This is a genomic window from Paractinoplanes maris (assembly GCF_023544465.1).
In the GTDB taxonomy this organism is placed as follows: domain Bacteria; phylum Actinomycetota; class Actinomycetes; order Mycobacteriales; family Micromonosporaceae; genus Actinoplanes; species Actinoplanes maris.
The window spans coordinates 262,937-289,522 of record NZ_JALPVL010000012.1; the positions used below are offsets into that span (position 1 = coordinate 262,937).

At 70.4% G+C, this 26,586-nt stretch carries 30 protein-coding genes and 1 riboswitch; of the genes, 15 read left to right on the forward strand and 15 right to left on the reverse strand.

Annotated features, from left to right (window positions below; genetic code table 11):
* Positions 1-38 precede the first annotated feature (38 nt).
* The 3 genes from NAG42_RS32540 to NAG42_RS32550 all read right to left on the reverse strand — a co-directional run bounded on the left by NAG42_RS32540 (position 39) and on the right by NAG42_RS32550 (position 2,066).
* Complete coding sequence (locus NAG42_RS32540; protein WP_250035762.1) at positions 39-998, reverse strand: C40 family peptidase; 960 nt, start codon at positions 996-998, stop codon at positions 39-41.
* A 12-nt stretch (positions 999-1,010) separates the two neighbouring features.
* A riboswitch (cyclic di-AMP (ydaO/yuaA leader) is annotated at positions 1,011-1,157 on the reverse strand.
* Positions 1,158-1,325: 168 nt separating this feature from the next.
* Entirely contained in the window at positions 1,326-1,646 is a 321-nt protein-coding gene (locus tag NAG42_RS32545; protein ID WP_250035763.1) for a DUF3817 domain-containing protein, read from the reverse strand.
* A 12-nt stretch (positions 1,647-1,658) separates the two neighbouring features.
* Positions 1,659-2,066, reverse strand: a complete 408-nt coding sequence (locus NAG42_RS32550) for a hypothetical protein (RefSeq protein ID WP_250035764.1) — start codon at positions 2,064-2,066, stop codon at positions 1,659-1,661.
* 110 nt (positions 2,067-2,176) lie between these two features.
* Between NAG42_RS32550 and NAG42_RS32555 the strand changes: the two genes are divergently transcribed.
* Both NAG42_RS32555 and NAG42_RS32560 read left to right on the forward strand, forming a co-directional pair.
* Entirely contained in the window at positions 2,177-2,419 is a 243-nt protein-coding gene (locus NAG42_RS32555) for a DUF6158 family protein (protein ID WP_250035765.1), read from the forward strand.
* An 8-nt stretch (positions 2,420-2,427) separates the two neighbouring features.
* Positions 2,428-2,952: a DUF1360 domain-containing protein gene (locus NAG42_RS32560; RefSeq protein ID WP_250035766.1), complete on the forward strand. Its 525-nt coding sequence runs from the start codon at positions 2,428-2,430 to the stop codon at positions 2,950-2,952.
* 71 nt (positions 2,953-3,023) lie between these two features.
* On the opposite strand, the gene NAG42_RS32565 is transcribed toward NAG42_RS32560, so the two are convergent.
* Together NAG42_RS32565 and NAG42_RS32570 are read right to left on the reverse strand one after the other, a co-directional pair.
* Complete coding sequence (locus NAG42_RS32565) at positions 3,024-3,179, reverse strand: hypothetical protein (RefSeq protein WP_250035767.1); 156 nt, start codon at positions 3,177-3,179, stop codon at positions 3,024-3,026.
* A 15-nt stretch (positions 3,180-3,194) separates the two neighbouring features.
* Positions 3,195-3,395: a hypothetical protein gene (locus NAG42_RS32570; protein WP_250035768.1), complete on the reverse strand. Its 201-nt coding sequence runs from the start codon at positions 3,393-3,395 to the stop codon at positions 3,195-3,197.
* Positions 3,396-3,936: 541 nt separating this feature from the next.
* Between NAG42_RS32570 and NAG42_RS32575 the strand changes: the two genes are divergently transcribed.
* Positions 3,937-4,140, forward strand: coding sequence for a hypothetical protein (locus NAG42_RS32575; protein WP_250035769.1), 204 nt, complete (start codon positions 3,937-3,939; stop codon positions 4,138-4,140).
* Between the two features lie 183 nt (positions 4,141-4,323).
* Positions 4,324-4,968 carry a GAF and ANTAR domain-containing protein gene (locus tag NAG42_RS32580; RefSeq protein WP_250035771.1) on the forward strand — a complete coding sequence of 215 codons (645 nt, stop codon included), beginning with the start codon at positions 4,324-4,326 and terminating at the stop codon, positions 4,966-4,968.
* 69 nt (positions 4,969-5,037) lie between these two features.
* On the opposite strand, the gene NAG42_RS32585 is transcribed toward NAG42_RS32580, so the two are convergent.
* The 5 genes from NAG42_RS32585 to NAG42_RS32605 form a co-directional block, all read right to left on the reverse strand.
* On the reverse strand, positions 5,038-5,352 hold the full coding sequence (locus tag NAG42_RS32585; RefSeq protein ID WP_250035772.1) for an antibiotic biosynthesis monooxygenase family protein: 315 nt from the start codon (positions 5,350-5,352) through the stop codon (positions 5,038-5,040).
* 132 nt (positions 5,353-5,484) lie between these two features.
* Complete coding sequence (locus NAG42_RS32590) at positions 5,485-7,218, reverse strand: MDR family MFS transporter (protein ID WP_250035773.1); 1,734 nt, start codon at positions 7,216-7,218, stop codon at positions 5,485-5,487.
* Entirely contained in the window at positions 7,215-7,685 is a 471-nt protein-coding gene (locus NAG42_RS32595; RefSeq protein WP_250035774.1) for a MarR family winged helix-turn-helix transcriptional regulator, read from the reverse strand. The genes NAG42_RS32590 and NAG42_RS32595 overlap by 4 nt, the downstream gene beginning before the upstream one ends.
* A gap of 69 nt (positions 7,686-7,754) precedes the next feature.
* Positions 7,755-8,357, reverse strand: coding sequence for a class I SAM-dependent methyltransferase (locus tag NAG42_RS32600; RefSeq protein ID WP_250035775.1), 603 nt, complete (start codon positions 8,355-8,357; stop codon positions 7,755-7,757).
* Positions 8,358-8,393: 36 nt separating this feature from the next.
* Complete coding sequence (locus NAG42_RS32605; protein WP_250035776.1) at positions 8,394-8,885, reverse strand: AfsR/SARP family transcriptional regulator; 492 nt, start codon at positions 8,883-8,885, stop codon at positions 8,394-8,396.
* Positions 8,886-9,104: 219 nt separating this feature from the next.
* Here NAG42_RS32605 and NAG42_RS32610 point away from each other — a divergent pair, with 219 nt between their 5' ends.
* Positions 9,105-9,761, forward strand: coding sequence for a response regulator (locus NAG42_RS32610; protein ID WP_250035777.1), 657 nt, complete (start codon positions 9,105-9,107; stop codon positions 9,759-9,761).
* Between the two features lie 297 nt (positions 9,762-10,058).
* The gene (locus NAG42_RS32615) at positions 10,059-11,729 is read left to right on the forward strand and encodes a YdhT family protein (protein WP_250035778.1); all 1,671 of its coding nucleotides are present in this window, start codon (positions 10,059-10,061) and stop codon (positions 11,727-11,729) included.
* A 57-nt stretch (positions 11,730-11,786) separates the two neighbouring features.
* Here NAG42_RS32615 and serA read toward each other — a convergent pair whose 3' ends face one another.
* Both serA and NAG42_RS32625 read right to left on the reverse strand, forming a co-directional pair.
* Positions 11,787-13,004: a phosphoglycerate dehydrogenase gene (serA, locus tag NAG42_RS32620; protein ID WP_250035779.1), complete on the reverse strand. Its 1,218-nt coding sequence runs from the start codon at positions 13,002-13,004 to the stop codon at positions 11,787-11,789.
* A 167-nt stretch (positions 13,005-13,171) separates the two neighbouring features.
* Entirely contained in the window at positions 13,172-14,089 is a 918-nt protein-coding gene (locus NAG42_RS32625; RefSeq protein ID WP_250035780.1) for a phosphotransferase, read from the reverse strand.
* Between the two features lie 74 nt (positions 14,090-14,163).
* Here NAG42_RS32625 and NAG42_RS32630 point away from each other — a divergent pair, with 74 nt between their 5' ends.
* The 3 genes from NAG42_RS32630 (at position 14,164) to NAG42_RS32640 (ending at position 16,605) form a co-directional block, all read left to right on the forward strand.
* Positions 14,164-14,385 (forward strand): hypothetical protein, encoded by a 222-nt coding sequence (locus NAG42_RS32630; protein WP_250035781.1) that lies wholly within the window; start codon positions 14,164-14,166, stop codon positions 14,383-14,385.
* A gap of 42 nt (positions 14,386-14,427) precedes the next feature.
* Positions 14,428-15,291 (forward strand): DMT family transporter, encoded by an 864-nt coding sequence (locus NAG42_RS32635; protein WP_250035782.1) that lies wholly within the window; start codon positions 14,428-14,430, stop codon positions 15,289-15,291.
* Positions 15,292-15,741: 450 nt separating this feature from the next.
* The gene (locus tag NAG42_RS32640; RefSeq protein WP_250035783.1) at positions 15,742-16,605 is read left to right on the forward strand and encodes a hypothetical protein; all 864 of its coding nucleotides are present in this window, start codon (positions 15,742-15,744) and stop codon (positions 16,603-16,605) included.
* A gap of 119 nt (positions 16,606-16,724) precedes the next feature.
* Here the strand turns inward: NAG42_RS32640 and NAG42_RS32645 are convergent, their stop codons facing one another.
* Together NAG42_RS32645 and NAG42_RS32650 are read right to left on the reverse strand one after the other, a co-directional pair.
* On the reverse strand, positions 16,725-17,840 hold the full coding sequence (locus NAG42_RS32645; RefSeq protein WP_250035784.1) for a sensor histidine kinase: 1,116 nt from the start codon (positions 17,838-17,840) through the stop codon (positions 16,725-16,727).
* Positions 17,837-18,493, reverse strand: coding sequence for a response regulator transcription factor (locus NAG42_RS32650; protein ID WP_250035785.1), 657 nt, complete (start codon positions 18,491-18,493; stop codon positions 17,837-17,839). The genes NAG42_RS32645 and NAG42_RS32650 overlap by 4 nt, the downstream gene beginning before the upstream one ends.
* A 124-nt stretch (positions 18,494-18,617) precedes the next feature.
* Between NAG42_RS32650 and NAG42_RS32655 the strand changes: the two genes are divergently transcribed.
* The 6 genes from NAG42_RS32655 (at position 18,618) to NAG42_RS32680 (ending at position 25,173) form a co-directional block, all read left to right on the forward strand.
* Positions 18,618-19,184 carry a hypothetical protein gene (locus NAG42_RS32655; protein WP_250035787.1) on the forward strand — a complete coding sequence of 189 codons (567 nt, stop codon included), beginning with the start codon at positions 18,618-18,620 and terminating at the stop codon, positions 19,182-19,184.
* Positions 19,181-20,233 carry a peptidoglycan-binding protein gene (locus NAG42_RS32660; RefSeq protein WP_250035788.1) on the forward strand — a complete coding sequence of 351 codons (1,053 nt, stop codon included), beginning with the start codon at positions 19,181-19,183 and terminating at the stop codon, positions 20,231-20,233. The genes NAG42_RS32655 and NAG42_RS32660 overlap by 4 nt, the downstream gene beginning before the upstream one ends.
* On the forward strand, positions 20,230-20,889 hold the full coding sequence (locus NAG42_RS32665) for an ABC transporter ATP-binding protein (protein WP_250035789.1): 660 nt from the start codon (positions 20,230-20,232) through the stop codon (positions 20,887-20,889). The genes NAG42_RS32660 and NAG42_RS32665 overlap by 4 nt, the downstream gene beginning before the upstream one ends.
* Complete coding sequence (locus tag NAG42_RS32670; RefSeq protein ID WP_250035790.1) at positions 20,890-22,074, forward strand: ABC transporter permease; 1,185 nt, start codon at positions 20,890-20,892, stop codon at positions 22,072-22,074.
* A gap of 110 nt (positions 22,075-22,184) precedes the next feature.
* Positions 22,185-24,485: a hypothetical protein gene (locus NAG42_RS32675; protein ID WP_250035791.1), complete on the forward strand. Its 2,301-nt coding sequence runs from the start codon at positions 22,185-22,187 to the stop codon at positions 24,483-24,485.
* A 19-nt stretch (positions 24,486-24,504) separates the two neighbouring features.
* Positions 24,505-25,173 carry a DUF998 domain-containing protein gene (locus tag NAG42_RS32680; RefSeq protein ID WP_250035792.1) on the forward strand — a complete coding sequence of 223 codons (669 nt, stop codon included), beginning with the start codon at positions 24,505-24,507 and terminating at the stop codon, positions 25,171-25,173.
* A 33-nt stretch (positions 25,174-25,206) separates the two neighbouring features.
* Here the strand turns inward: NAG42_RS32680 and NAG42_RS32685 are convergent, their stop codons facing one another.
* The gene (locus NAG42_RS32685; protein ID WP_250035793.1) at positions 25,207-26,580 is read right to left on the reverse strand and encodes an MFS transporter; all 1,374 of its coding nucleotides are present in this window, start codon (positions 26,578-26,580) and stop codon (positions 25,207-25,209) included.
* Positions 26,581-26,586 lie beyond the last annotated feature (6 nt).

Consider the following 26,586-nt stretch of genomic DNA (forward strand, 5'->3'; position numbering starts at 1 on the left):
TACCCGAGCGGGGTACCGGCCTTCTTCGTGCTCCGGGATCAGACGCGGCCGTAGCCGTACGGCGTCATGATGTCCATCCCGCGTTTCTTCACCACGGTGCCCGAGTGCGGCGCGTCGATGATCTGCCCGCCACCCACATAGAGCGCGACGTGGCCGAGACTTCGATAGAACACCAGGTCGCCCGGCTGCAGATCGCCCTTGCTGATGTGGGTGACCTCGTTCCACTGCGCCTTGGTCTGGTGCGACAGCGACTTGCCGCCCGCCCGCCAGGCCGCCGAGGTCAGACCCGAGCAGTCGAAGCTGCCGGGACCGTCCGCGCCGAACAGGTACGGCTTGCCGAGCTGGTTGTACGCGAACGTCACCGCCGCGCCGGCGCTGCCGGAGATGTTCGGGATCTTGCCCGTGTACTTGCCGCCGGTCTCCTGCCCTTGGCCGAAGGCGGCCTCACGCATCTTGATCAGCTTCTTGAGGTCCTTCTGGATCGACGCCTTCTGCGCGGCCAGCGCGTTGGACTGGGCCGTCTGCTTGCTCTGGGTCGCCTTGAGGGCGGCCTGGCGAGCGGTGAAGCCCTGCGTGGCCTCGGTGAAGGTGTCGATGTCGCGCTGGTTGGCGCGGGTGATCAGATCCAGGTAGGCCATCCGGTCGACCATGCCGTCCTGGTCGCCGGTCAGCAGCGCCGTCATCGGCCCGACCCGGCCCTGCTTGTAGGACGTGGTGGCCAGGGTGCCGACCTTGCCGCTGGCGTTCTTGAGCGCGGCCTGGGCGGGCTTGAGGGAAGCCTGGAGCTTGACCTGATCAGCCTGGGTCTTCTTCAGGTTGATCCGCGATTGGTTGTACGCCTCGGTGACGTCCTCGAGCTTGTTCGAGGCCGTCTCGATCTGCTTCTTCAGCTCGCTGGTGGACGGCGCCGCGTGCGCGGCGGTTCCCATCGAGCCGGTGATCGCGACGGCGAGCGCCGCGACGACGAGGACGCGAAGCCTCGTACGGGGGTGGGGCACCGGTCAGTGGCCTTTCTTCCGCTCGGCCGCCTACCGGGTTAGCTGACGGGTTCGAGTGGGAAGAGCACCCGGCCGCGGATGCGGCTTCACCCCGGTAACGCGGTTCCCCGGTTCTGTCGTGGAGATCGTGACACCACGAAGATTCGGCGGCGTTGGCCGGCGCCACGGGAGGGGGAGTGGCTGCGGACCGAACCAACCGCATTAACTTATCGATGGGATCAACAAAAGCAAGGCTTCTCAGAGTGATTTAAAACAATGGCCCGTTACGCGTTAATGATCCCGATAACAGGTAGTGATTCGATGACCGCAATGCGTCGAAGCGGGCTGTCAAACGGGACTTTTCGCCAAGGCCTCGGCCGGCACCCATTCGCGGGTCACCTTGCGCTCGGCCCAGAACGACAGGAACGGGATCGTGCCGCTGAGCATCACCAGGATCATGCGGCCGAACGGCCAGTGCGCGCGCCGGGAAAGATCGAACGTGGCCACCAGGTAGAGCATGAACAGGAAGCCGTGCGCCGGGCCGACCGCGGCGACCACCGTCGGGTTGTCGGCCAGGTATTTGAGCGGCATGCCGACCACCACGAGCGCGAGCAGGCAGACGCCGACGATCCACGCGATGATCCGGTATCGGGTCAGGGCACCCTGCACGTTGGTTCTGTCCTATCCGGGATAGTCGCCCGGGCGCGCGCCGGGATGGGCGGCGAGCCAGGCGAGATAGTTGTTGTAGGCCACCAGTTCGGGATCGTCGGCATCCGGGGTGGACCGGACGGCCACCCGCACCGGACGGCCGACCGTAACAGCCGTACCTGGAAGCTTTTCGTCTTCCTGCTTTTCGCTTTCCACCTGTGCCGGCGGGGTCGCCCTTTTGCGGACGAGCTGCACCTCGCGATACCACAGGAAGACGACGAAGGCCGCGAAGACCGGCCACTCGAACATGTAGCCCCAGCTGATGGCATTGCCCTCCTGGGCGCGGCTGAACTGCCACCAGCCCAGCCCCAGGCAACCCGCGGTCAGCACGATCGCCAGGACATGCCGGGCGATCCACGCCGGCGTCCACAGGCCCTTCATGCACAGAAGCGTACCGGCGGGTGTTTGGCGATGGCCCGCATGGGCAACCGTCCAGGCGATCGACCCACCCCTCGGTTGCCGTTCTGGCCCGAAACGACCGGAGGTGCACGATGACCGACGCCCGCGGCGAGTCGCCGCTCATGGAAACCGGGATCGACCCCGGCACGCTCAGCGACGAGGACCTCTTCCGCGAGCTGGGCAGCCTTCACCGGACCCGCCTGGAGACGCTCCGGCACGGGCCCGACGCCGCGCTGAACAACCACTTCAAGCGGACCGCCGAGCTCGAAACCGAATACATCACCCGCTATCCCGGTCGGGAGGTCGACACCGACCGGCTCACCCAGGACTTCTAGGGGTTCCCTTGACCGAGTCACTGCGCACGCGGCTGACGCGTGTCGGGCAGTCCTACGCCCCCCACGAACATCGGCCGCTGGGCGGCTACCTCACGGCGATGGGCGGCTTCACCGCCCTGGCCGGCGCTCTGGCCGCGACGGCCAAGATAACCGGGAAACCGGCCCCGGAGCGCCCCTCGGCCGCCGACGTGGTGCTCGTGTCGCTGGCGACGCACAAGCTGAGCCGGCTGATCGCCAAGGACTCGGTGACGAGCCCGCTGCGAGCGCCGTTCATGCGATATGCGGAGCCGGCCGGTGCGGCCGAGCTGATCGAAGAGGTACGCGACCACGAGAGCTCGTTGAAGCATGGGCTCGGCGAGCTGATCAGCTGCCCGTTCTGCCTGGCCGTATGGGTGTCCACCGCGCTGACCGGGGGTCTGGTGCTGGCGCCGCGGTTGACCCGCCTGGTGGCGGTCGCGCTGACGGCGACGGCCGTGTCCGACTTCCTGCAGTTGGGCTACGACGCGGCCAAGAAGGCCGCCGAGGGCGACTAGCCCCTCGTCATGAACAAGTGCGGGACTTCGCTCACGTCCCGCACTTGTTCATTCGTGGTGAGCGGCCAGGGTCAGGGCGGCCCGTCGTTGTCCAGGCCGGACCAGCCAGCCGGGCTCTCCGGCTCGGCATCGTCGTCACGGCCGGCCGTGACGTCGTCGTCCACCGTTGTGCCGTCGTGTTCGCCGGCGAAGTCTTCCTGCTCGTCCGGGTCGCCGATCGGTTCCATGAGTCATTCCCTCCGTCAGACCTCGAGAGCCCGCATCGCTTCGGCTGCCTCGTCCTGGGCGTACTCGCCTTCCGGCAACGCGTCGATCCGGGTCAGCGCCATCGCGCTCAGGTCGGCGGCAATGGCCCGCCGCTGCAGGTCGGCGCTGCTCAACCGTTCCTGCCCGTCGAAGGCGTCGTCAAGAAAGGCGTCCAGCTCACGAATGTCATCTGTCACGGTGCCGGGCTACCCTGACCGATCTCACCCAAACTCCGTGACCGGCGTCACATGTCCTGCCGGAATCCTCCCCGCCGTCCGACAGTTGTGAACAGATGTCAGCGTGACCAGTGTCCCCGGGCCTCACCCATTGCCTGCACGGAATACCGTTCGGCTGGAGCCGTGCTGAGCCACTCGCCGAGAGGCGACCTGCACGCTGACACCCGCGCCGCCCCCGGCCCAGCCGAGGGCGGCGCTCCTTTTCTCCCCAGGCCCACAGGTCCGCGCTGTTCCGCCAAGCGGAGAGCCCGGCGTCGCCGTCCATGCCGCCCCGGTCCCACGCCCGCCCCGTCCTTGCGCCGCCACGCCGTATCTCCTCTGCGCTGCCTGTGCCTCATCGCTCCGGCCCTGCGCCGGCGCCGCTCCGGGCCCGCGCCGCCGTCTTCCCTGCGCTGCCCGCCTGTCGCCCCGCCCTCGCGCAGGCCAACCGAGGCGTTGCCCGGGTTGCTGAGTCGTCTGGCTATTGGGTTTCTGGTGGGGTGTTGTGGGTAGCTGATCTCGTATGAGTGATGACCGGGTCGGGCAGCGCGCCGCTGATCTGCTTCCTGAGGAGCGCGTGACCGGGAGCGAGGACCCGCGTGCTCAGGCGGCGGCGATCCTCGAGGAGTCGGACGAGCGCGAGGGTGATCTCGAGGCGGCGCCGGACTCGTTTCTGGAACACCGGCGGTCGGACCAGACGGTCGGACCTGACGAAACCACCCGGTAGAGGCACAACACTTACGTGATCGTCGATGGGCATGGCAGTATGCCCGGCGTGCCTGCCCCATATCGCCGGGTTTCACCCCCGGACCGTGGACCCGCCCGGGTGGTGACTCGTCCCCGCCGCGCCCGTTCGGCAGCCCGACCCGCTGAGCCGGTGGGTCCGCACGCCATCGAGCTGGCTGGGCTCTTGCACGAACTCACGGCGCGCCTGCTCTCAGCCGACACTCTCGGCCAAGCACTCGAACGGCTGGCCGTTTTCGGCGTTGGTGCTCTGCCGGGGGTGGTCCGCTGCTCGGTCGTCTTGATCGGTGAGGGCGGTCCACTGATCCACGCGGGCCACGGTGGTCCGGGAGTCGCGATCGACAAGCTCCAGTACACCGCCGGCACCGACGGGCCCGGCCTCGAATCCGCCCGCAGCCGCGCCCTGGTCACCGCGCCGGACCTGGCCGCCGACGCCCGCTGGCCAGACCTGGCCCACGCGGCGAGGACGGAAGGCGTCCACGCCGTAGCCGCCATCCCGCTGGATCTGCCGCGGGCCGAGGTGGGCGCGCTCAGCCTCTATTTCGGCACCACCGACGCACCCGGTGCCGACCACCTGCTTACCGGGATGGCCCTGGCCAACCAGTCCGAACTGCTGCTCGACGAACTCCGCCGCCGCGAAGCCAAGAGCTCCGGCGCCACCGTCGACCGGGCCATCGGCGTGATCATCGCCCAGCGCGGCTGCGGCGTGCAGGAGGCATACGACGTCCTGCGCGACACCGCCCAGCGTCTGGGCCTCGACCGTCAGGCTGTCGCCGATCGCCTCATCGCCGTAGCCGCCCGCAACGCCTGACCACGAGTCGCCAACTGCCCGCAACAGGCGGTTGCCGCGCGGGACCGTGGCGGGGCCGGCGGGAGTGGGTCAGTCGGTCGTGGGCTTCTCGACGTGCTGGATCACTTCGAACTCGAGGAGGCTGGCACCGGAGGCGACCGGGCGGGAGCGCTCGCCCGCATGGGCGGCTCGGCCGCTGCCGCTCGACCAGGCCTGGAAAGCCTCCTCGGACTCCCAGCGCGTGTAGACGAAGTAGCGCGTCTCGCCGGAGACCGGGCGCAAGAGCTCGAACGACAGGAAGCCGGGCGCGTTTTCCACCGCACCCTTGCGCGCGGCGAAGCGCTGCTCCAACTCGGCGCCGGAACCCTCGGGAACGTCGATTGCGTTGATCTTCACAACAGCCATGCGGCAACGCTACTGCGTCGCGGAGGGCGAACTCAGGCCTGTGGATAACCCTGTGAGGCCAGCAACGCGACCACACGGGGCGGCGGTGATGGGTGGGCGGCCCGCCTGCGGGGCAGAGGGGCCGCCCGTTCGTCAATGGGACTTTGTTGAGGTGTGCGGGGTGTGGACCTCTTCGTCGGTGAGGGGGCCTGCTCCTACCTCGCCGGGCACGCCCATGCTGTTTTCGGCGGCCAGGATGTCGTCGGCCCGTTGCTGCTGGGCGGAGCGCATGCTGAGCGGGATCTCGGGCAGGAAGAAGACCACGATCAGGCCGATCACCATGACTGCCAGGGCCAGCAGGAAGACCACCTGGATGCCGTCGGAGAAGCCGACCTTGAAGGGGTGCGCGACCACGTCGGACAGGCGGTTGAGGAACGACGTGTCGCTGAGCGCGTCGCCGCCGGTGGCCTGTTGCAGCGTCCGGGCCTGGGCCGGGTCGGCCGCCAGGGCCTGCCGGAACTCGGGGGTGCCCTCCGCGGTCTGGAAGGCGCTGCTGATCTTGCCGGGCAGCACGTTGAACAGGACCGACAGGAAGACGGCGGTGCCGAGCGTGCCGCCCATCGAGCGGAAGAACGTCACCGAGCTGGTCGCCACGCCGATCTCGCGCGGGGACACCGCGTTCTGCACCGCTGTGATCATCGGCTGCATGTTGCCGCCCAGGCCGAGGCCCATCAGCACCATGATCAGCATGACCCGCCAGAGGGGCGTGTCGGCGCCGATCGTGGCGAACAGGGCCAGCGAGGCGACCATGAGCGTGCTGCCGATGATCGGGAAGATGCGGTAGCGGCCGGTGCGGGCGATCAGCTGGCCCGAGATGATCGAGCCGGACATGATGCCGAAGACGAACGGGATCATCTGCAGGCCGGCCGCGGTGGCCGACGAGCCCTTCACGATCTGCAGGTAGAGCGGGACGGTCATCAGGCCGCCGAACATCGCCATGCCGAGGATCGTGCTGGAGGTGGCGCCGACGGCGATCGTACGGTTCTTGAACAACCGGATCGGCAGGAGCGCCTCATCGCCGTACGCCCGCTCGGCCAGCACGAAGGCCACCAGGCCGATCGCCCCGACGATGTAGCAGAGGAACGCCCGGCCGGAATCCCAGCCCCAGGTGCGGCCCTGCTCGGCGATGGTCAGCAGCGGCACCAGGCCGACGATCAGGGCGAGCGCGCCGGGCCAGTCGATGCGGTGGTCGACACGCTGGTGCGGGAGGTGCAGCACCCGGGCCACCACGACCATGGCGGCGATGCCGATCGGGACGTTCAGGTAGAACACCCAGCGCCAGCCGTCGACCCACAGGATGCTGTCGGCCCCGGCGAAGAAGCCGCCCAGGATGGGGCCGAGCACGCTCGCCGTGCCGAAGACGGCGAGGAAGTAGCCCTGGTACTTGGCCCGCTCACGGGGCGGGACGATGTCACCGATGATGGCCAGCGCCAGCGACATCAGGCCGCCGGCGCCGATGCCCTGGATGGCCCGGAACGCGGCCAGCTCGTACATGTTCTGGGAAAGCCCGCAGAGGAACGAGCCGACGACGAAGATGCCGATCGCGAACAGGAAGAACGGGCGCCGGCCGTAAAGGTCGGACAGTTTGCCGTAGAGCGGCGTCGAGATCGTCGACGTGATCAGGAAGGCCGTGGTGGCCCAGGCCTGGATGTCGAAGCCGTGCAGGTCGTCGGCGATGGTACGGGTGGCCGTGGCCATGATCGTCTGGTCGAGCGCGGCCAGGAACATGCCCATCATGAGGCCGCCGAGGATCGTCAAGATCTGGCGATGGGTGAATTCCGTGGACGCCCGCGCCGGCGCCGCGGCGGTGGAGTCGGAGTTGCTCACGCGTTCTCCCGTGGTGTGGCGAGGCTGGCCTCGACCGAGCTGTTGAATTCTGAGAAGAGGCCGGCGAAGGTGGCGGCCTGGCCCGGGGGCCAATGGCTCAGCGCCTCGCGCAGCCAGGTCTGACGGGCCTCCTCGAGCCGCTCGACGGCGACCAGGCCCGCGTCGGTGATCGCGAGCCGTGAGGCGCGGCCGTCCCCGGGGTCGGCCTCGCGGCGGGCGAGACCGGCCTTGACCAGCTGGGCGACCTGACGGCTGATCGTCGACGGGTCCGCCTGCTTGATCTCGGCGAGATCGGTGGCCCGCATCGGACCCCGATAGCGCAGCGGGAAGAGCAGCATCAGCGCGGACATCTCAGCCCCCAGATCCCCGACATTGAGCATGCCCTTGGCCCGGGCCATGAGCCGGTGGAACCGCACAAGTTCGTCGGCGATCTGCGGGATGCCGTCACCGCTGTCTGTTTCGCGCATGTTTTTGTCCCGGCAAAGGAGAGGAGGAGATTGCGTGCAGCGTACAACTGGTTGGGCCGTGAAACTAAATCACCGCATCCGCCATACGGCTGTGACAAGCGTCTCGGTCTCTTCGAGAGCGGCCGGCACCGGTACGGAGTATTCGGCCACCCGCTCGAACAGTCGCTCCGGGAAGTACCCGCGCCCGGGGTCGCCGACCAGCACAAGTGTGGACTCCCGCCGAGCGGCGCGCAGGCGCTGAGTCATCTCGGCGGCGACGCTCGGGCTGTAGAAAACGTCACCGGCCAGCAGGACGTCGGGACGTGCGACCGCCTTATTGCTGAACGTCACATTGTTGGCGGCGGCATTGCGGCCGGCCGCGGCCTCGGCCGCCGGGTCGAGATCGGTCGCGACGACCTCGGTCGCCCCGGCCCGGGCGGCGGCGATCGCGGCGATGCCGCTTCCGGTGGCGAGATCATGGACGACGGAACCGGCCACCGTCTCCGGCCGATCGAGCAGATAGCGGGCCAGGGCCTGACCGCCCGCCCAGGCGAAGGCCCAGAACGGCGGTGGGTCGTCGCTGTGGAACTCGCCGTCGGCGGCGTCGAACAAGCCGGCCGAGGAGTCCGCGAGATGAAGCGAGATCTCCGGTACGAAGGGCAGTGGCCGCAGGGCGGTCGGTGGTGAGGGCACGCGGCGATTCTGCGCGGTCGGACGGGCCGCCGCTCGCTATTCGACCGGCGTCACGTCGTCGAGGCGAGCCGTAGTGAACTTGGCGCGGTACTCGGCCCGGGCCTCGGCCGCCCACGGCTCGTTCTCCTCCTCGAGCAGCGGCCGGTGGGCGAGGTAGGCGGCCGCGGTCAGCGGCTTGACGGCGCGGTCGGCGGGACGGGTCGCGGCCGCGGCGACGAGTTCGTCGAAGCGGGCAGCGTCGACGCGGACACGGTCCGGGTTGAGGGACCAGCGGCCGTCCGCGCGGCGCACGACGGAGTCGCGGGGGGCCGCGCCGGGCTCGAGGCGGTCGCGCAGGAGTGACATGTCGCTTTCGACGCTCTTCTTCTTTTCCCCCAGCAGGCCGGCCAGCTCCGAGGTGGACATCTCGCCGCGCAGAGCGAGGAGGGCCAGGATGTGGCGGGGGTGGTCGCCACCGAAATCGGTTCCGGTCAGGATGACGCCCCTGGTCCGGACCTCGATGCGGCCGAAAAGCTGGATGTCGAACATGTTTCGGAACTTTGCGGGTGAGAAAGCAGGAGCAGCAAGCCCCAATGCGAGGGGTGGCCTCACCCGAAAGACTGGTTATCGCGGCCGCTCGGACTCAACCGGCCGTCGGGTGTACCGGCGGAGCCGAACCGGGCCGGTGCACCACCGGCCTGTTGGTAGGGCAAAGATGAGAGCTGATACTCCTTAGACTTCCACGGTCGGATCGGTGAAAGGTGGCGCATGACTAACGGCGATGCGATCAGCGTGCTCGTCGTCGACGGCCACCAGACGTTTGCCGAGCTGCTCGGGCACGCGTTGGCCGGTCAGCCCGACCTGCAATACGTGGGACATGCGCTCACCGGTGCGGAGGCTCTGCGGCTGGCCGCCGAGTTGCGCCCCGACGTCATCCTTCTCGATCCGGATTTGTCCGATGCGGACGGAATTGCGATCGCCGAACTGCTGCGAGTGCGCCAACCGGACACCCGTGTGGTGATCCTCACTGCCAGCGACGAATCGGCGCTGGTCGGCCGGGCCACCGCGGCGGGAGCGGCGGGCTTCCTGTCCAAGAACGGCGCGCTCGGTGATGTGCTCAACGCTTTGCGTACGGCACATGGCGGCGGCATGACAGTGTCGACCGACATCCTCGCCCGGTTGCTGCGCAGCACCAGCCCGGTCGTCGGCCCCCGGGGCGGCGGTCTCACCGCGCGTGAGGACGAGGTGCTTCAGCTGATGGCGGCCGGACTCGACGCCCGGGCCATCGCCCGGCGGCTCGGCATCAGCCTGCACACCTGCCGCGGGTACGTGAAAGCCGTCCTGGCCAAGCTCGGCGCGCACAGCCAGCTCGAGGCGGTCGCGATCGCCACCCGGCGTGGCCTGGTACGACCCGGCCGGCAGTAACCGTAAGTAGTTCCGCTCGGTACTCATCCGGGAAGACGTGAAATCCGTACCAGTTTCCGGGGGCGCGACACTGCGCCGACAGGGGAAGGGCTTCGCGTGGACCGAGCAGCAGCTGACCGAGCAGCGGCTGGTGGGACACCGTCCGATGTGGCGGTGGCCGAGCCGTCGACACCGGGATCGCCTACCGGCGGATCCCGCGACACCATGTACCGGCGGCCACCGGCCCGCCCGGCGGCTGAGCCACCGGTGTGGTTCGGCTCCACCGGCGCGACCACGACAGGTGAGACCGCGAGCAGCATGACGACGAACGGTGAGACCCCGGCTGAGCCGGCGTCCGACTTCGGGCCCGCCACGCCGGGCACCTCCAGCAGCAGGATCTCCTTCGGCTTCACGCCGGGGCCGATCTCTCCCGTACGGCACCCGGCGTCACCGACGTCGCCGGCCGCACCCGCGGCTCCACCCGCGGCGGCCGCTTCGCCTCCGGCGCCGCCGGCGAAAACCGCCTCGGCCGAGCCCACGTGGCCGACCAGCGCGGCGGAATCCACCTGGCCGACCGCCGCATCCGAACCCGCCTGGCCGACCGCCGCATCCGGCGCGTCCGAACCCGGCTGGCGATCGAGCGGCGCGGCGGAATCCGGGTGGCCGGCCGCCTCGGCGGGCCCGGCCCAGCCGGTGCCGACCGGGACGACCCCGTCCGACCTGCCGATCCGGCGGGCCGGCGGTAATACCGGTGAGCAGCGGCGGATCACCGACACCGGCGAGCAGGTGCGCCTCGGCTCGACCGGCGAGCAGCGTCGCCTCGGCAACACGGGCGAGCAGCGAGACTTCGGCAACACGGGCGGGCAGCGGCGCTTCGGCACTGCGGCCGAGCCGGGTCCGGTCGCCGACACCGGCGAGCAGGTGCGCCTCGGCTCGACCGGCGAGCAGCGTCGCCTCGGCAACACGGGCGAGCAGCGAGACTTCGGCAACACGGGCGGGCAGCGGCGCTTCGGCACTGCGGCCGAGCCGGGTCCGGTCGCCGACACCGGCGAGCAGGTGCGCCTCGGCTCGACCGGCGAGCAGCGGCGCTTCAGCACCGCCGGTGAGCAGCGCTCGGTGGCCGACACCGGGGAGTTCCGGCGCTTCCTCAACGCCGACGAGGAGCGGGCGCTCGCCGAGACGGCCGACCGCCGCGCCGCCGCGCCCCCGGCCCGGGCCGCCGTGATCGCCGATCCGCCGCGCCAGTCGCGGGCTGTCACGGTCGGGATCGTCCTGCTCAGCCTGGTCGTGCTGATCGCCGGCGGCATCGTCGGTGTCCTCTACTTCACCGGCACCGACGACGAGCTCGACTCGGTGCTGCAGCTCGGCGCGGGGGAGTCCGGCAAGCGCACAGTCAGCGCCCCGCTCGACAACCGCAGCCAGGCCGCCTTCGAGATGCTGGCCGCGACCAACCGGGTCAACCTCTCGATCGGCGAGCTCGGCGACGACCTGTTCCGCATCTCCACCCCGGAGGACGCCGGGTTCCTGCCCAGCCCCACGCTCCGCAACGACGACGTGAAGCTGCAGGTCACCAAGGACGGCGACGGCACCGGGGGCGTGATCGACGTCGTCCTGGCGGCCAAGGTGCGCTGGTCGGTGCGGCTCTCCGGCTATGCCGAGGAGAACATTCTCGACCTCAGCGGCGGTCAGGTGAGCGGCGTCGAGATGGTCGGTGGCATGCGCACCGGGCAGCTGACGCTGGCCCGCCCGGACGGCACTGTGCCGATCAAGGTGAACGGCGCGGTCGAGAAGCTGGTTGTGCGCTCGCCGGCCGGCAGCCCGGTGCGGGTCAAGGTGGGCGGTGGCGCCAAGACCGTGGTGGCCGGGACCCGTACGCTGCGTGATGTTGTGCCGGGCTCGACGCTGACGCCGAAGAACTGGGCGGTGGCGAACCGCTACGACGTCGGCGCGGGTGCTCCGATCACCGCGCTGACTGTTGAGAACGGCTGATCGGAACGAAGACGAAAGGGGGCGCCGAGCTCGGCGCCCCCTTTGTCATGCGTACGGTCAGGAAAGCACGCGCAGGCGGACGGTCTGCTCCATCGAGCGCAGCCGCTCGAGCACCTCGTCGCTGAACGCGCCGCTGATGTCGGTGATCAGGTAGCCGTACTCGCCGCGGGTGCTCAGCAGCTGGCCCTCCACGTTGACCTTGTGCTCGGCCAGGATGCTGTTGACCTGGGCCAGCACGCCCGGGGTGTTGATGTGCACGTGGCCGATGCGGCTCTGACCGGCCTGCTCGGGCAGCCCGACGCCGGGCAGGTTGACGCTGAGCGTGGTGTTGCCCTCCTCGACGAACGAGGCCAGCTTGTTGGCCACGAAACCGCCGATGTCGGACTGCGCCTCCTCGGTGGAACCGCCGATGTGCGGGGTGAGGATCACATTGGGCAGGCCGCGCAGCTCGGAGACGAACTCGTCGCCGCGGCCCTTGGGCTCGGACGGGAAGACGTCGACCGCGGCCCCGGCCAGGTGACCGCTCTCCAGGGCCTCCCGCAGGGCGACGTGGTCGACCACGATGCCGCGCGAGAGGTTGAGGAACAGGGCGCCCTCGCGCATCCGCTTGAACTGCTCGGTGCCGAAGAAGCCGGCGTTGCCGGGGCGGCCGTCGACGTGGATGGTGACGACGTCGCTGGTCTCGAGCAACTCTTCGATGGTGGCGCAGCGGTGGGCGTTGCTCAGCGCGAGCTTGTCGGCCGTGTCGTAGAAGGACACGTACATGCCGAGGTTCTCGGCGAGCACGGACAGCTGGGTGCCGATGTTGCCGTAGCCGATGATGCCGAGCCGCCGGCCCCGGATCTCGTGCGCGCCCTCGGCCGACTTGTCCCAGACACCGTCGTGCATGAGCGCGTTCTTCTCGGTGAGCCGCCGGGTCATCGAGATGATCTCGGCGATCGCCAGCTCGACGACGGAACGGGTGTTGGAGAACGGCGCGTTGAACACGGCGATGCCGCTCGCCGAGGCGGCGGTCAGGTCGATCTGGTCGGTGCCGATGCAGAACGCGCCGATCGCGACCAGACTGTCGGCGGCGTCGAGCACCTTGGCCGTGACCTTGGTCTTGGAGCGGATGCCGAGCAGGTGCACGCCGCGGATGCGGGTGATCAGCTCGGACTCGTCGAGGGCGTTGCGGACGGACTCGACCTCGTATCCGGCGGCCTCGAGCCGGGACACCGCGTCGGGATGGATGCTCTCCAACAGAAGGACTCGCACCTTGGCCTGGTCGGTCATCATGTTCCGTTCCGTGTGAGATTGGTGGCCGGTCCGGGCCGCCACGCCGAAGCCCGACTACCGAGACTAGTGCCCTGGACTCGCCGTCCCCGGCCGGTGTGCTCGACCTCCCACCTGGTGTTCGGCCACGGAGCCGGCGGGCTCGGATACGAAGGTGATCTTCTTTCGGTTCAGCCGCCCAGTTCCCGCCGCAACCAGGGCAGAAGCTCGTCGGCCTGCCACCGCTGGAAGGCCCGCACGGAGGGCAGCCCCGGTGGCGGCGGAAGGCGCGAGATGTCGCGGAAGAACCCCGCGAACCCGGCGAAGACACCGGTGACGGTCCGCCGGTCGAGGCCCGCGATCACCCGTTCGGGATCGCCGCCGTGCACGGTGACGTTCAGCGCCAGCAGCACCCGGTCGAACCAGATCGGCGCGGTGGCGCCCCACGGCCAGTCGACGATCATCAGCCGGCCGTCCGGGCGGACAAGCATGTTGTCGGCGCGGATGTCACAGTGCGCGAGGGTGTCGCCGGTGCCGACGGCGGCCAGTCCGTGCCCGGCGGCGGCGATCAGCTCGGGCAGGTGCGCGGCGGCCCACGGGTCGAGGTCGGCCGGCGGGTCGGCGGCGAGTCGTTGCCAGCCGCCGAAGCCCTCGGTGAGGACCTCGGTCACGGCGGGGACGGTCAACGGCGCCGGCGTGAGGGCGTCGGCGAGCTCGGTGAGGGCGGTCACGGCCGCGTCGATCTCGGTCTCGACCCAGGGCGTACGAGGGTGAGCGCCCTCGACGTCCTCGAGGATCAGGACGACCCAGTCGCCGTCGTCGATCGAGCCGAGCACCCTCGGGGCGGGAACGTGACCGGGGAGGGCCGCGGTGATCCGGGTCTCCTGCCGGGCCAGCTCGGCCGAGCGCTCGTTGAGCGCCGGGGTGACCGCCTTGACGAAGGCGCGGCGGCCGTCGCCGGTGACCACCCGGTCGGCCGTGCCCGGGGAGAACCCACCGGTCTGGGACACGGCCTCGACGACCGGCCCGCCGATGATCTCCTCGATTCGCCCGCGCACGACCGGGGGCAGATCAACCCATCCGATCCGTGTTCCGCCCGTCGGCACCATGCAGTGATCGTGACAGCCGGGCCCGTCCCGCGCGAAGGGGATTTTCTGTCATACCCCCGCGGCAGGATTCCCCCATGTCACCGAGGAAAGTCTGGGAACCACAGCCGCGCACCGAGCCGCAGACCTGGCAGGAGCGGGTCCACGCCGCCGCCGTGGAGTCCGCGCGCCGCCGGCAGACCCGCGATGCCGAGCGGCAGGAGCAAGCCCGTCGCCGGGCGCACGGTCTCGTCGACCGTCATGCGGCCCGGTTGGCCGAGGTTCGCCGCCGCGCTCGGGTGAGGCGCGACACGGGCTGAGTCCGGCGCCGGGTCTGGCAGACTCGACGCAGGGGGGTGCACATGGGATCGCTGGGGTGGGCGGTCGCGTTCTCGGTGCTCTCCGCGGCCAGCTATGCGGCTGCGGCGGTCGCCCAGGAGCGCCTGGCCGAGCACGGCCAGCGCGGGTGGGCTCGGTGGGCTATTGCGCTGCTGCTCACCGGGGGTGGCGTCGTGCTGCACGTGATCGCGCTCAATTTCGGCACGGTTGCCGTGGTGCAGGCGCTGGGCACGCTGACGCTGCTCTTCGCGCTGCCGATCGCCGCCGTGCGTCTGCAGATCCCGATCAGCCGCGCGGCCTGGGTCGACGCGATTCTCACGGTGGCCGGGCTGGCGCTGATCCTGTCGTTGTCGGTCGAGTCGACGAAGCCCGAGCTGCTCGGCGATCCCGACGATCGCCGTCTCGCCCTGATCACTCTGGCCCTGGTGGCCGTCCTGTCGCTGGCCGCCTGGCGGGCTGGTCCGCGCGTGCGGTCGATGTTGCTGGCGGCCGCGGCGGGCACGGCCTTCGGCATCGGGTCGGTGCTGTCCAAGGCAGTGCTGTCGGCCGTCACCGACGACGGGGTGCGTTCGGTGTCGCCGTTCGCGGCCATCGCGGTGCTCGTGTTCTCCACCGGTGGTTACCTGCTGAGCCAGCTCTCCTACGGCCGGGCCGGCCTGGCGGCGCCGCTGGCCACGGTGAGCGTCACCAACCCGATCGTGGCCGCGACCGCCGGCGTGATCGTCTTCGACGAGGGCTTCCGCTTCGGCGCGGCGGGCCTGGTCGTGATCGCGATCGCCGGCCTCCTCATGACCCTCGGCGTCATCGGCCTGGCCCGCCACGCGGCCACCCGTTCCCCATCGGACGACTCCACCGGCCCCGCGACCCGGGCCGGCATCTCAGCCTGACGGGTGCCGCGGGGTGGCGCTTTCGCGGCACGGTGCGGCAGTTTCGCGGTGCTGTGGTGCGGCGTTGGCGCAGTGCGAGGCGTTGTGGTGCGACTGCCGCGGTGCAGTGTGTGCTGCTGCAGTGCGGGGTGCTCCGCGCGGACCGGGCCGGCGTGCTCCGCGGGCTGGAGCGGGTGTGCTTCGCGGGCTGGAGCGGGGGTTCTCCACGCGGGGTGGGGCGGTGTGCTTCGCGGGCTGGAGCGGGGGTTCTCCGCGCGTGCTGGGGTGGGCGGTGTGCCTCGCGGGCTCGGGCGGGCTGCTCCGCGCCGATCGGGCGGGGTGCTCCGCGCCGATCGGGCGGGGTGCTCCGCGCGGGCTGGGGCGGGACGCTGTGGTCGCTGGGTCTTTGCGTTGGGCGGGTGCCGTTGTCTGTGGCGATCGTGCCTTGTCTGGCGTTGCAAGGATCGGGTGATGAGTGTCGATGTGGAGGCGCCTGCGGCGGGGGTGAATGGCGGGCTGGTGTGTGGGGCGGTCACGGCTGGTGTGCTGGGGCTGGTGTTTGCGGCGCTCGGTGAGTATCAGGTGCCGGATTACGCGGACCAGGACTTTTCGATCGGGCTGACGGGGTCTCTGGTGGGGGCGGTCAGTGCGGCGGTTGTCATCGCGGTGATCCGGGGACTGCCGGGGCTGGAACGGCGGTGGGGGCGCGGGCATGTGGCGGTGCCGTTGGTTCTGGTGCCCGTGGCGGTCCTGCCGCTGGTGTCGGGGCTCGAGCGGGACAACGTGGAGGCCGCGCTGATCTGGGCGGCGGCGGCGATCACGATCCATGTGTGGCTCGAGAGTCCGGCCGGGTCGGCTTGGAAGCGGTGGGCCGCGGGCGGGATCGTCCTGGTGGTCGCCGTTGCGGGGCTGCTCACCTGGGGGCTTCAGCATCGGTGGCGGGCGGAGAAGTTCGAGGCGGTGGGGCTGCCGCTCTATGTGCCCGACGTGCCGGGATACAAGATGCGCGGGACTTGGGCCGGTCGCTACACGGTTTCCATGACGTTGCGCGCGGAGGGGTCGGGGTGGCATTACGCCGACGCGATCATCCGGCGACCGGACGGGTCCAACGGCCGGTGCGGATCCGGCCTGCCCGAGCGGTGGGTGATCGAGGGCGGCGACGGGCGGGACCGTCTGGGTATCTGCCTGGGCGGTGACGAGGGCGCCACGATGGTGATCGGGCCGGGTTATCAGTCGCCCGACCTGGCGCCCCTGTTCGATCGGATCACCGTGCGGGAGGTCGACGGCTCGGTGATGGCCGACTATCCCAACGGCGGCGAGATGGAGCCCGACTGAGTCGGCCTCGGCGCCCCGGTCAAGGACGCGGAGAGCTGAGCTCCGGAAGCTGTGCGGGGCGCGGTCGGGGTTGTGGGCGGCGCGCGGTTTTGGAGGCGACGGTCGGTGGGAGCGGGAGTTCAGAGGGCTCGGGGGAGGGTGACTGTTACGACCAGGCCGCCTTCGTCTCGGGCTGTGGCTTGGGCTTCGCCGCCGTGGGCTTGGGCTACGGCTCGGACGATGGAGAGGCCGAGGCCGGCGCCGGGGGAGTGGAGGCGTTCTGTTCCGTAGCGGTGGAAGGGCTCGAACAGGCCGGGGACCTCGTATCGGGGGACCACCGGGCCGGAGTTGCTGACCTCGAGCACGGCCCAGCCGTCGGGGCGGGAGCCGGTGCGGATGCGCACCCAGCCGTTGGTGGAGACGTTGTGGCGTACGCCGTTCTCGATCAGATTTTGCACCAGGCGCTCGAGAAGCACGGGATTGCCGGCCACCGTCGCCTCACCGGGCTCGGTGATCACCTTGACCGTGTCGGAGACCGCCACGTGGTCGACGATGTCGGCCAGGTCGACATAGGACTTCTCGGCCACCGGGCGCTCCGACTGGGCCAGCAGCAGCAGGCCGTCGATCAGGCGGCCGTGCCGGTCGTTGATGGCCAGCAGCGTCGAGCCCAGCTGGCGCACCTGCTCGGACGCGGCCTCCTGGGTGAGCGCCACCTCGAGCAGCGTGCGGTTGAGGGTCAGCGGTGTGCGCAGCTCGTGCGAGGCGCTCGCGATGAACCGGCGCTGCCCGTCGAACGAGTGGTCGAGCCGGGCCAGCATGATGTCGAACGTGTCGGCGAGCTCCTTGATCTCGTCGTCGGGGCCGCTCAGGGCGATCCGCTCGTGCAGTCCGCGGTCGGCGTCGGGTGCGTCGGCGATCCGGCGGGCGGCCGCGGTGATCTGGTGCAGCGGCTGGAGCATGCGCCCGGCGATCAGCCAGCCCAGCGCGATCGCCGCCGCACTGACCACCAGCAGCGCGATCCCGCCCTGGGAGAGCAGCGTGCTCACGGCGCCGTTGGCGCTGGCCTCGAAGAACTGCCGGGTCTCGGTCACGTTGCCGCCCGTCCCGGGCAGCGGGGCCGACTGCTCCGACCGGGCCAACACCCGGGGCAGCCGCTGCGACACCAGGACGGCGGTCGTGCCGAGCAGCACCAGGCCCGCGAGGACGAACAGGCCCCCGTAGACGAGGGTGAGCCGGCCACGCACGGTGAGTCTCATGGAAGGCGATACCCCACTCCCGGTTCGGTGAGAACGATCGGCGGGTCGCCGAGCTTGCGCCGCAACTTCAGGATCGTCATGCGTACGGCGTGGGTGAACGGATCGGCGTTCTCGTCCCACGCCTTCTCGAGCAGTGTCTCGGCCGACACCGCCGTCCCGTCGGCGCGCAACAGCTCGGCCAGCACGGCGAACTCCTTGCGGGACAGGGGAACGTAGCGCCCGTCGCGATAGACCTCGCGCCGGTGCGGGTCGAGGCTGATGCCCGCCCGGCGCAGCACCGGCGGAACGGCCGGCCGGGCACGGCGGCCCAGCGCGAGCACCCGGGCGCTCAGCTCCCGCAGCGCGAAGGGTTTCGGCAGGTAGTCGTCGGCGCCCAGGGACAGCCCGGTGACCCGGTCGTCGACCCCGGCCGCGGCGGTCAGCATCAGCACCCGGGTGTCGCCGTCGCGTTCCACCAGCGCCCGGCACACGTCGTCGCCGTGCACCACCGGCAGGTCGCGGTCGAGCACCACCACGTCGTAGTCGTTGACGCCGACATGTTCCAGCGCGGCGGCCCCGTCGTAGACGACATCGACCGCGTGGGCGTCGTGGCGCAGACCCTGCGCCACCGCGTCGGCGAGCAGCGGCTCGTCCTCGACCACCAGGATCCGCATCAGCCCATCCTGCCGTGCCGGCGCGTCACCTGGGCGTCACGTTTTTTCGTGACGGCCGGGAAACCCGGGGCTCGTTTCACTACGAGCCGGGGCGGTGCTCGGCCGCGCCGGTGAGGAGACTGCCATGCGTACGGGAAAGGTTTTGATCGCCGGGATCGTGCTGATGCTCGCCTCGGGGGGCTGCGCGGCCGGAGCCGGCGACGGGGACGGGGTGGCCACCGCGCAGAGCGGCGCGGCGACGGCGACCCCCACGCCGTCGAAGGGATCCGATGAGGATCCGGCGCTGGAGTTCGCGCGGTGCATGCGGGAGCAGGGCATGACGTGGTTCCCCGACCCTGACACGAGCGGACGGACGGTGGTCAAGATGCCGCCGGGCCTGGATCCGGCGAACTTCGACGCCGCGAAGGAGGCGTGTAAGGAGTTCGCGCCCGATGGCGGTGACGCCGGCCAGGCCGATCCCGAGATGGTGGAACTGGCCCGCAAGATGGCCAAGTGCATGCGCGAGAACGGCGTGCCGAACTTCCCCGATCCGCAGCCCAACGGGTCGATGCACCTCGATCGGGACAAGCTCGGCACCGGCCCGGGTGACCCGACGTTCGACAAGGCCGAGCAGAAATGCTCGCAATTCATGCCGCAGGGCAGCGGGGAGCGTCACGAGTCGGGCGGCGGCAGTGGCCCGGTGGGCGCATGAACCGCCGGCGGACGACCGGAGTGATCGCCGGTGTGCTGACGGCCGGGGCGGTTGCCGCCGCCGTCGCCGTGATCAACCTGCCGCCGGCCGAGAGCGGCGACACCACCGGAACCAGCGGGCCGGCGGAGACGACCGAGATCACCAAGGAAACGCTGACCGACCGTGAGTCGCACGACGGCACGCTCGGGCACGGCGACACCAGCACGGTCGCGGCGCGTGCTGCGGGCACGGTCACCGCTCTGCCCGCCGGCGGTGTGGTCATCACCCGCGGTAAGGCGCTCTATCGGCTCGACAACAAACAGGTTCCGCTTCTGTACGGGACTCTGCCGGCCTACCGGACGCTGCGGTCCGGCGTGGAGGGTGCCGACGTGCTGCAGTTCGAGAAGAACCTGCGGGCGCTCGGCTACCCGGGGTTCACGGTCGACGACGAATACACCGCGGCCACCGCCGCTGCCGTCCGGGACTGGCAGGACGACCTCGGGCTGGCCGAGACCGGCCGGATCGAGGCGGGCCAGATCGCGTACGCCGAAGGGCCGGTCCGCGTCGACTCGCTCACCGCCGAGCGGGGCGCCGTCGTGCAACCCGGCACGGAGTTGCTCAGGACGACCGGCACCTCGATGGTCGCCACCGTCTCGCTCGACGTCGACGACCAGCGGCTGGCCCGCAGCGGCGCGGCGGTCGAGGTGGAGCTGCCGGACGGCGGTACGACCCAGGGCCGGATCACCGGTATCGAGACGGTCGTCGAGCCGGGGCAGGGCAACGAGCAGGACACCACCAAGCTGGAGGTGACGGTCGCCTTTGCCCGGACACCGAAGGGGCTCGGCGAGGCCGCGGTCAGTGTCGGCTTCGTCGCCTCGCAGCGCAAAGACGTGCTCACCGTGCCGGTCGCGGCGTTGCTCGCGCTGGCCGAGGGCGGGTACGGCCTGGAGATCGTCGAGGCCGGGGGCACGCGGATCGTGGCCGTCCGGACCGGGCTGTTCGCCGATGGACGGGTCGAGGTGTCGGGTGGCGGCATCCGGGCCGGCCTCGAGGTGGGGATGCCGTCGTGAGCGCGGTCATCGAACTGGCCGGGGTCACGAAGGCGTACCCCGGCGGGGTCACCGCGGTGCGATCGGTCGACCTGACCGTCGCCTACGGGGAGCTGGTGGCGATCGTCGGGCCGTCCGGATCGGGCAAGTCGACGATGCTGCACCTGATCGGCACGCTGGACCGGCCCAGCGACGGCACGGTCCGGATCGACGGGCACGACGTGGCGACGCTGACCGACCGGCAGCTGTCGGCGTTGCGGGCCGGGCGGATCGGTTTCGTGTTCCAGCAGTTCCACCTGGCGCCGGGGCGCAGCGCGCTGGCCAACGTGGCCGACGGGTTGCTCTACACGGGCGTACGACATAAGGAGCGCGAGTGGCGCGCCGAGGCCGCGCTGGTGCGGGTCGGGCTGGGTGACCGGCTCGGCCACCGTCCGGATCAGCTCTCGGGTGGTGAGCGTCAGCGGGTCGCCATCGCGCGGGCGGTCGCCGGGGACCCGGCCGTGCTGCTGGCCGACGAGCCGACCGGGAACCTCGACTCGGTCTCCGGGGCCGAGGTGGTCGAACTGCTGCGCGAGCTCAACGCGGCGGGCACGACGGTCCTGGTGATCACCCATGATCAGGAGATCGCGGAGAGTCTGCCCCGGCGGATCCCGATGCGCGACGGGCAGGTGATCTGAATGGCTCCGCCCGCCACACCACTGCCCGGCCGGTTGCGGCCGGCCGATCTCCTGCGCCTCGGCGGGTACGGGTTGCAGTCGCGGCCGCTGCGGGCCGTGTTGTCGGCGCTGGGCATAGCGATCGGCATCGCCGCGATGACGGCGGTGGTCGGGATCTCGGCGTCGAGCCGGGCCGACCTCGACCGGGCGCTGGACGCGCTGGGCACCAACCTGCTGACCGTGACGCCGGGGCAGACGATGTTCGGCGAGGAGGCGGTGCTGCCCGATTCGGCGGTGCCGATGATCGGGCGGATCGCCCCGGTGCAGTCGGCGACGGCCACCGGGGTGGTGGCGTCGACGGCGGTTTACCGTACGGATCGCATCCCGGCCGGGGAGACCGGGGGACTCGCGGTGCTGGCCGCCCAGCCGGACCTGTTGTCCACTGTGGGGGCTGCGTTCTCGCACGGCAGCTGGGTGAAACCGACCTATCCGACCGTGGTGCTGGGGGCGACCGCGGCCCGGCGCCTGGGGGACGTGCCGGCGGTCTATCTCGGCGGCCGCTGGTGGACGGTGACCGGGGTGCTCGCGCCGGTGGCGCTGGCCCCCGAACTCGACACCGCGGTCCTGGTCGGCTGGGCGGCGGCCGGGTCGTATCTCGGCTTCGACGGCCACCCGACAACCGTCTACACCCGATCGGCGGAGGCCCAGGTCCCGGCCGTCCGGTCGGTGCTGGCGGCGACGGCCAACCCGTCGGGCCCGGACGAGGTGAAGGTGTCACAGCCGTCGGACGCGCTCGCCGCCCGCCGGGCCACCGACAAGACCTTCACGGCTCTGCTGCTGGGGCTGGGCGCGGTGGCGTTGCTGGTGGGCGGGATCGGCGTGGCCAACACGATGGTGATCTCGGTGCTGGAGAGACGGGCCGAGATCGGTTTGCGGCGATCGCTCGGGGCGACGCGGGGTCAGATCCGCACACAGTTCGTAACCGAGTCGCTGCTGCTGTCGTTGCTCGGCGGCGCGGCCGGGGTTCTGCTCGGCTACCTGGTCACCGGTCTGTACGCCACCACCCAGACGTGGCCGACCGTCGTGCCGTGGTGGGCACTGGCCGGCGGCGTGGGGGCCACGGTGGTGATCGGTGCGATTGCCGGTCTCTACCCGGCGATCCGGGCCGCGCGCCTGGCCCCGACGGAGGCGCTCGTAGCCGCGTGAGCAATCGGGGTCACCCGACCGGTCAGCACCACCGATCGGGTGACCCGATTGCCGGGCCCGCCTCCACAGCCGACACTGCTCCGGCACCTGACCCTGAGAGAGGCTGCCGGATGACGCGGAACGACGAACACAAGGTCACTTCGCCGGCCGCTCTCGAGCGTCAGGCATGCGGCATCGTCGACGACGACCCGCTCCTCTCGGGCGATGCCAAACTCGCCGCCGCCGTGCTGCAGTCGGCACTCGACCGGCGGGATGAGGTGCTGGCACCGCTCGCCGACGACATCCGAGATGTTCGGGCGCTTCCCTCGACCCTGTGGGATTCGAGGATCGGATACCTGCTCGGCTTCGGCTTGGCGGCGCCGGCCTATGTCGTCTTGTTGATCGCGAAGCCCGATTCACTACCGTCCGATGACCGGTCGGGCGCCAGTTTTCTGCTGGCCGTCGTCGCGGCCGCGATCGCGATCGCTCTCGGGGTGGTGTTATGGCGGGAGAGACAGGCGAAGAAGCTGGCGATCAGCCGACTGAGAGAGAAGATCCGACGGCAACTCGTCGCGGCCGTCACCTTCGCCAAGGCGGAGGCCACCGACGAGTCGAAGCGGTGGTCGGACGACTTCACGTCCGCGTTCGCCCCGGCGCTGGTGGAGCAGGACGGGCAAGAGACCGCTTCGTCCACTGGTTACACCCGGGTGCTCGACTTCCTCGTCTCCCACGACTCCTCAGCCGTCGGCGTGGCCGGCCCCCGCGGATCCGGCAAGTCGACACTGATGCAGCGCCTGCGCCGCAGCAACGACTTTCCCTGTATCGGCATCAGGGTCCCCGCTTCCGCGCATCACGGCGGCGACCAGCTCGTGCGCCTGATCCACTGGGAGCTGGCCGAGGAGGCGCTTCGCTGGGCCCGCGAGAACGAACCCGGTGCGCGGATCCGCGGGAGCTGGCATCGACGCGCGCTCGCAGCCGCCCGGAGAATGCTGACGCCCGCCTTGCGATGGCTGGCTCTCGTCGTCGTGGTTATCGGACTCGTCATCGTCTGGCTCGGGGATCGGGAAGATCTGCGCGGCGTCGACGACTACCGAGCCGGCGCCGGCGAGCAGCTGGCCCGATTCCAGCTCGGCTATCCGGGCCTGGCCGCGCTGCTCGGGCTGACGGTCATCGCCACCTTTCTCGGGCTGAAGGTGTGGCGCATCTTCAGCAACCGAGCCCAGCTCGTGGCCGGTCCGTCGACAGTCGGGGGCCTGGCCGAGCAACAGCTCGCCTGGCTGCGGTGGATGACCACGCTGGAAAGCAGCTCCAAGACCTCACTCAAGATCAACGCACTCGGCTTCGAGGGTCAGAGCAAGCTCACTCGGGCCGAACGCGACCGAGGTGACCTTGATGCGGTCCGCGTACTCCGGCAGTTCATCACCGACCTCGGGCTGAGGACTCCTCCGGAGGTCTCCGTCCTGATCTGCGTCGACGAGCTCGACAAGGCCGCCCACCCGGACGACGCCGTGCAGACCATCAACAGCGTCAAGGACCTTTTCCACGTGCACGGAGCCCACGTTCTGGTGTCGGTCTCCAGCGATGCTCTGCTCAGCTTCGCGGCCCGCGGTGTGCCGGTGCGTGATGTCTTCGACTCATCGTTCGACGCGGTGATCCGGATGCCCGCCCTCACTTTTCAGGAGGCCGGCGACCTCATCGCACACCGGGACAGCGACGTCACGCTGACCGCGGTCATGTTCTGCCACGCCTGGTCGGGAGGTAACGCCCGGGATCTGATCCGCTCGGCCCGCCACTGCGTGGAGGTGCGGCGCGATCACGGAAGCGATCTGCCGATCGGGCGGGTGGTCGCGAGCGTTCTGGCCGATGATCTGGCCGAGGTCCTGGAGGCCGCCATCCAGCGTCTGCAGGATGCGGGTCTCGACACCGAGCTCGAGGACGTCCTGGCCTTCCAGGAACTGCTCGACGAGACCACCGGTCCGCTGACCGACGTCCTGGCGGCCGCGCTCCGGGACGGCCGTCTGCCCGTGGTGCTCAACCGGACGTCGGAGGCGCAGATGTTGGCGGCCGCGCTCGATCCCTATGTCCGCATCGCAGCCCTTACCGCCGCTCTTTTCGGACGGCCGAGAACACCCGGGGAGTGGAGTTCGGAGGCGTTGCGTACCGCCGCCGGTGCGCTGGCCGTCGCCCGCGCCGGTCTTGGTCGGCATCCGGCCGAGGTCGGCCGGCTGGTTCGCAAAGCAGTGATCGCCTGCGGAGTTGTGGTGGGTGAGAGCGAGGCCTCTCAGTTCGAGCCGCCCGTGCCGGTTCTCTCGCCCCGGCGCGAGGCAGCCCCTCAGCAACGGGCCCGCGCTGAGGTCGCCGCCGGGAACGGACGCCGCCGGCCTGTGCCGCCTGCCGCTGGGGAGGAGGAAGAGCAGGAAGAACACAGCTAGCGGTGGCACCCTGGGTGGGATGGAGAGTCGAGCTCAGGGTGTGGTGGTGTCCGCGGGACTCGGGGTGGCTTGCGTGGTGGGGTCGCTGGGGTTCTATGCGGCGCTGCACTTCGTGGGACCGTCGGCCGAGGTCGACTGGGCGCGGCGGACCATCAGTCAATACGCTCTGCTGGAAAACGGGTGGTGGTTCGACGCGGCCACGTTGTTGCTGGCTGCGGGCTCGGTGGGCGTGCTGGTGGCGGCGCTGCGGGCCGGTGTGGTGCGCGGGGGCGCGGCCGTGGCGCTGGGATTGTGGGTGGCCGGGCTGGTCGGGGTGGTCTGGTTCGAGAAGCACAACTGGGCGGCTGGGCCTTCGATCGGCGGGGACATTCACCGGGTGGCCAGCGTTGTCGCGTTTCTCAGTCTGCCGGTGGCGGCCTTGCTGGCCGCGGCGCGTTCGGTGCGTGACGCCGCGGCCCGGTGGGTGGCGTTCGGTGGGATGGTCTCGCTTCTCTGTTTCACGCCGATCCTGTGGGCGGTGCTGGCCGAGCCTTGGACGGGGGTCCGCTGGTGGCGGGCCATCCCGCTGGGCGGGGTCGAGCGGATCCTGGGACTGGCCGAGGTGCTGACCCTGCTTCTCATCGCCGGCTGGGCGGTCAGCCGCCACGTCCGCCGCCCGCGCCCGGAGCAGGCAATCGCTGGAGGATGACGCCGCCGCTGCGACCCGCCCGTCGTTCGAGGGTCAGGGCGCTGCTGGGAGCTGGTCGTCGTTCGAGGGGGACGGCGCTGGGAGGTGGTCGTCGTTTGTGGTGGAGGGGGTTGGGGGGACTCGGTCGTGGGTCAGGGAGGTGCGGGCGGTTTCGCGGGCGGCGAGCACCGCGGCGATGGTGAGCACCGAGGCGACGGTCATGTAGATGGCGACCGCTGTGGTGTTCGGGTTGTCGGTGTCGCCGAGCAGGCGGAGGGCGATGATCGGGGCCAGCGCGCCCGCGAAGATCGAGGCCAGCTGGTAGCCGACCGACGCGCCCGTATACCTGACTGACGTACCGAAAAGCTCGGAGAAGAACGCCGCCTGTGGGGCGTACATCAGCGCGTGGAGCAGCAGGCCCACGACCACCGCGACGATGATCCAGCCTTCCGAGCGGCTGCCGATCAGGCCGAAGAAGACGAACGACCAGATCGCCACCCCGACCGCGCCGGCCAGGTAGAGCGGGCGGCGGCCCACCCGGTCGGACAGCGCGCCGACCAGTGGGATCACGAAGAACTGCACCACTGATCCGATCACCAGCGCGGAGAGGATCATGCCGCGGTCGGCCGAGGTGCCGGCGAACGTCGTCAGGTAGGTGATCGAGATGACGGTGAACAGGTAGTACGCGATGTTCTCGGCCAGCCGCATGCCCATCGCCAGCAGCACCTCGCGGGGGTAGCGGCGCACCACTTCCAGCAGCGGCTGGTGCCGTGCGGGCATCGCCGAGCGGGCCGCCAGGAACAGCGGCGACTCCTCGACCGACAGCCGCACCCACAGCCCGACCATCACCAGGACGGCGCTCAGCAGGAACGGGATCCGCCAGCCCCAGGCGTTGAACGCCTCCTCGGACTGCACCGCGGCCAGCACCCACAGCACCGCCGTGGCGAGCAGGTTGCCCAGCGCGACACCGGCCTGCGGCCACGACGACCAGAATCCGCGCCGGCTGTCGTCGCCGTGCTCGGCCGCCATCAGCACCGCACCGCCCCATTCGCCGCCGACCGCGAAGCCCTGCGCCAGCCGGCAGACCAGCAGCAGGATCGGCGCGGCCACGCCGATCGTGCCGTAGGTGGGGAGCAGCCCGATCGCGATGGTGGCCAGGCCCATCATCATCAGCGAGACGACGAGCATCTTCTTGCGGCCGACGCGGTCACCGAAGTGCCCGAAGACGATGCCGCCGAGGGGCCGGGCGACGAACCCCAGGGCGTACGTGCCGAAGGCGAGCAGGGTGCCGGTCGCGGGCTCGGACGTGGGGAAGAAGAGCGTGCCGAACACGAGCGCGGCCGCCGAGCCGTACAGGAAGAAGTCGTACCACTCGACGGCGGTGCCGATCAGTGACGCGAAGATGACCTTGACCAGGGGAGTCTTCATGGCTGT

Bases quoted from the DNA above. Each gene is read 5' to 3' on its own strand.
- NAG42_RS32550 (WP_250035764.1), bottom strand. From the start codon at position 2,066: ATGAAGGGCCTGTGGACGCCGGCGTGGATCGCCCGGCATGTCCTGGCG.
- NAG42_RS32555 (WP_250035765.1), top strand. From the start codon at position 2,177: ATGACCGACGCCCGCGGCGAGTCGCCGCTCATGGAAACCGGGATCGAC.
- NAG42_RS32565 (WP_250035767.1), bottom strand. From the start codon at position 3,179: ATGGAACCGATCGGCGACCCGGACGAGCAGGAAGACTTCGCCGGCGAA.
- NAG42_RS32575 (WP_250035769.1), top strand. From the start codon at position 3,937: ATGAGTGATGACCGGGTCGGGCAGCGCGCCGCTGATCTGCTTCCTGAG.
- NAG42_RS32585 (WP_250035772.1), bottom strand. From the start codon at position 5,352: ATGGCTGTTGTGAAGATCAACGCAATCGACGTTCCCGAGGGTTCCGGC.
- NAG42_RS32595 (WP_250035774.1), bottom strand. From the start codon at position 7,685: ATGCGCGAAACAGACAGCGGTGACGGCATCCCGCAGATCGCCGACGAA.
- NAG42_RS32605 (WP_250035776.1), bottom strand. From the start codon at position 8,885: ATGTTCGACATCCAGCTTTTCGGCCGCATCGAGGTCCGGACCAGGGGC.
- NAG42_RS32610 (WP_250035777.1), top strand. From the start codon at position 9,105: ATGACTAACGGCGATGCGATCAGCGTGCTCGTCGTCGACGGCCACCAG.
- NAG42_RS32615 (WP_250035778.1), top strand. From the start codon at position 10,059: ATGACGACGAACGGTGAGACCCCGGCTGAGCCGGCGTCCGACTTCGGG.
- serA (WP_250035779.1), bottom strand. From the start codon at position 13,004: ATGATGACCGACCAGGCCAAGGTGCGAGTCCTTCTGTTGGAGAGCATC.
- NAG42_RS32625 (WP_250035780.1), bottom strand. From the start codon at position 14,089: ATGGTGCCGACGGGCGGAACACGGATCGGATGGGTTGATCTGCCCCCG.
- NAG42_RS32630 (WP_250035781.1), top strand. From the start codon at position 14,164: ATGTCACCGAGGAAAGTCTGGGAACCACAGCCGCGCACCGAGCCGCAG.
- NAG42_RS32635 (WP_250035782.1), top strand. From the start codon at position 14,428: ATGGGATCGCTGGGGTGGGCGGTCGCGTTCTCGGTGCTCTCCGCGGCC.
- NAG42_RS32640 (WP_250035783.1), top strand. From the start codon at position 15,742: ATGAGTGTCGATGTGGAGGCGCCTGCGGCGGGGGTGAATGGCGGGCTG.
- NAG42_RS32645 (WP_250035784.1), bottom strand. From the start codon at position 17,840: ATGAGACTCACCGTGCGTGGCCGGCTCACCCTCGTCTACGGGGGCCTG.
- NAG42_RS32650 (WP_250035785.1), bottom strand. From the start codon at position 18,493: ATGCGGATCCTGGTGGTCGAGGACGAGCCGCTGCTCGCCGACGCGGTG.
- NAG42_RS32655 (WP_250035787.1), top strand. From the start codon at position 18,618: ATGCGTACGGGAAAGGTTTTGATCGCCGGGATCGTGCTGATGCTCGCC.
- NAG42_RS32660 (WP_250035788.1), top strand. From the start codon at position 19,181: ATGAACCGCCGGCGGACGACCGGAGTGATCGCCGGTGTGCTGACGGCC.
- NAG42_RS32670 (WP_250035790.1), top strand. From the start codon at position 20,890: ATGGCTCCGCCCGCCACACCACTGCCCGGCCGGTTGCGGCCGGCCGAT.
- NAG42_RS32675 (WP_250035791.1), top strand. From the start codon at position 22,185: ATGACGCGGAACGACGAACACAAGGTCACTTCGCCGGCCGCTCTCGAG.
- NAG42_RS32680 (WP_250035792.1), top strand. From the start codon at position 24,505: ATGGAGAGTCGAGCTCAGGGTGTGGTGGTGTCCGCGGGACTCGGGGTG.
- NAG42_RS32685 (WP_250035793.1), bottom strand. From the start codon at position 26,580: ATGAAGACTCCCCTGGTCAAGGTCATCTTCGCGTCACTGATCGGCACC.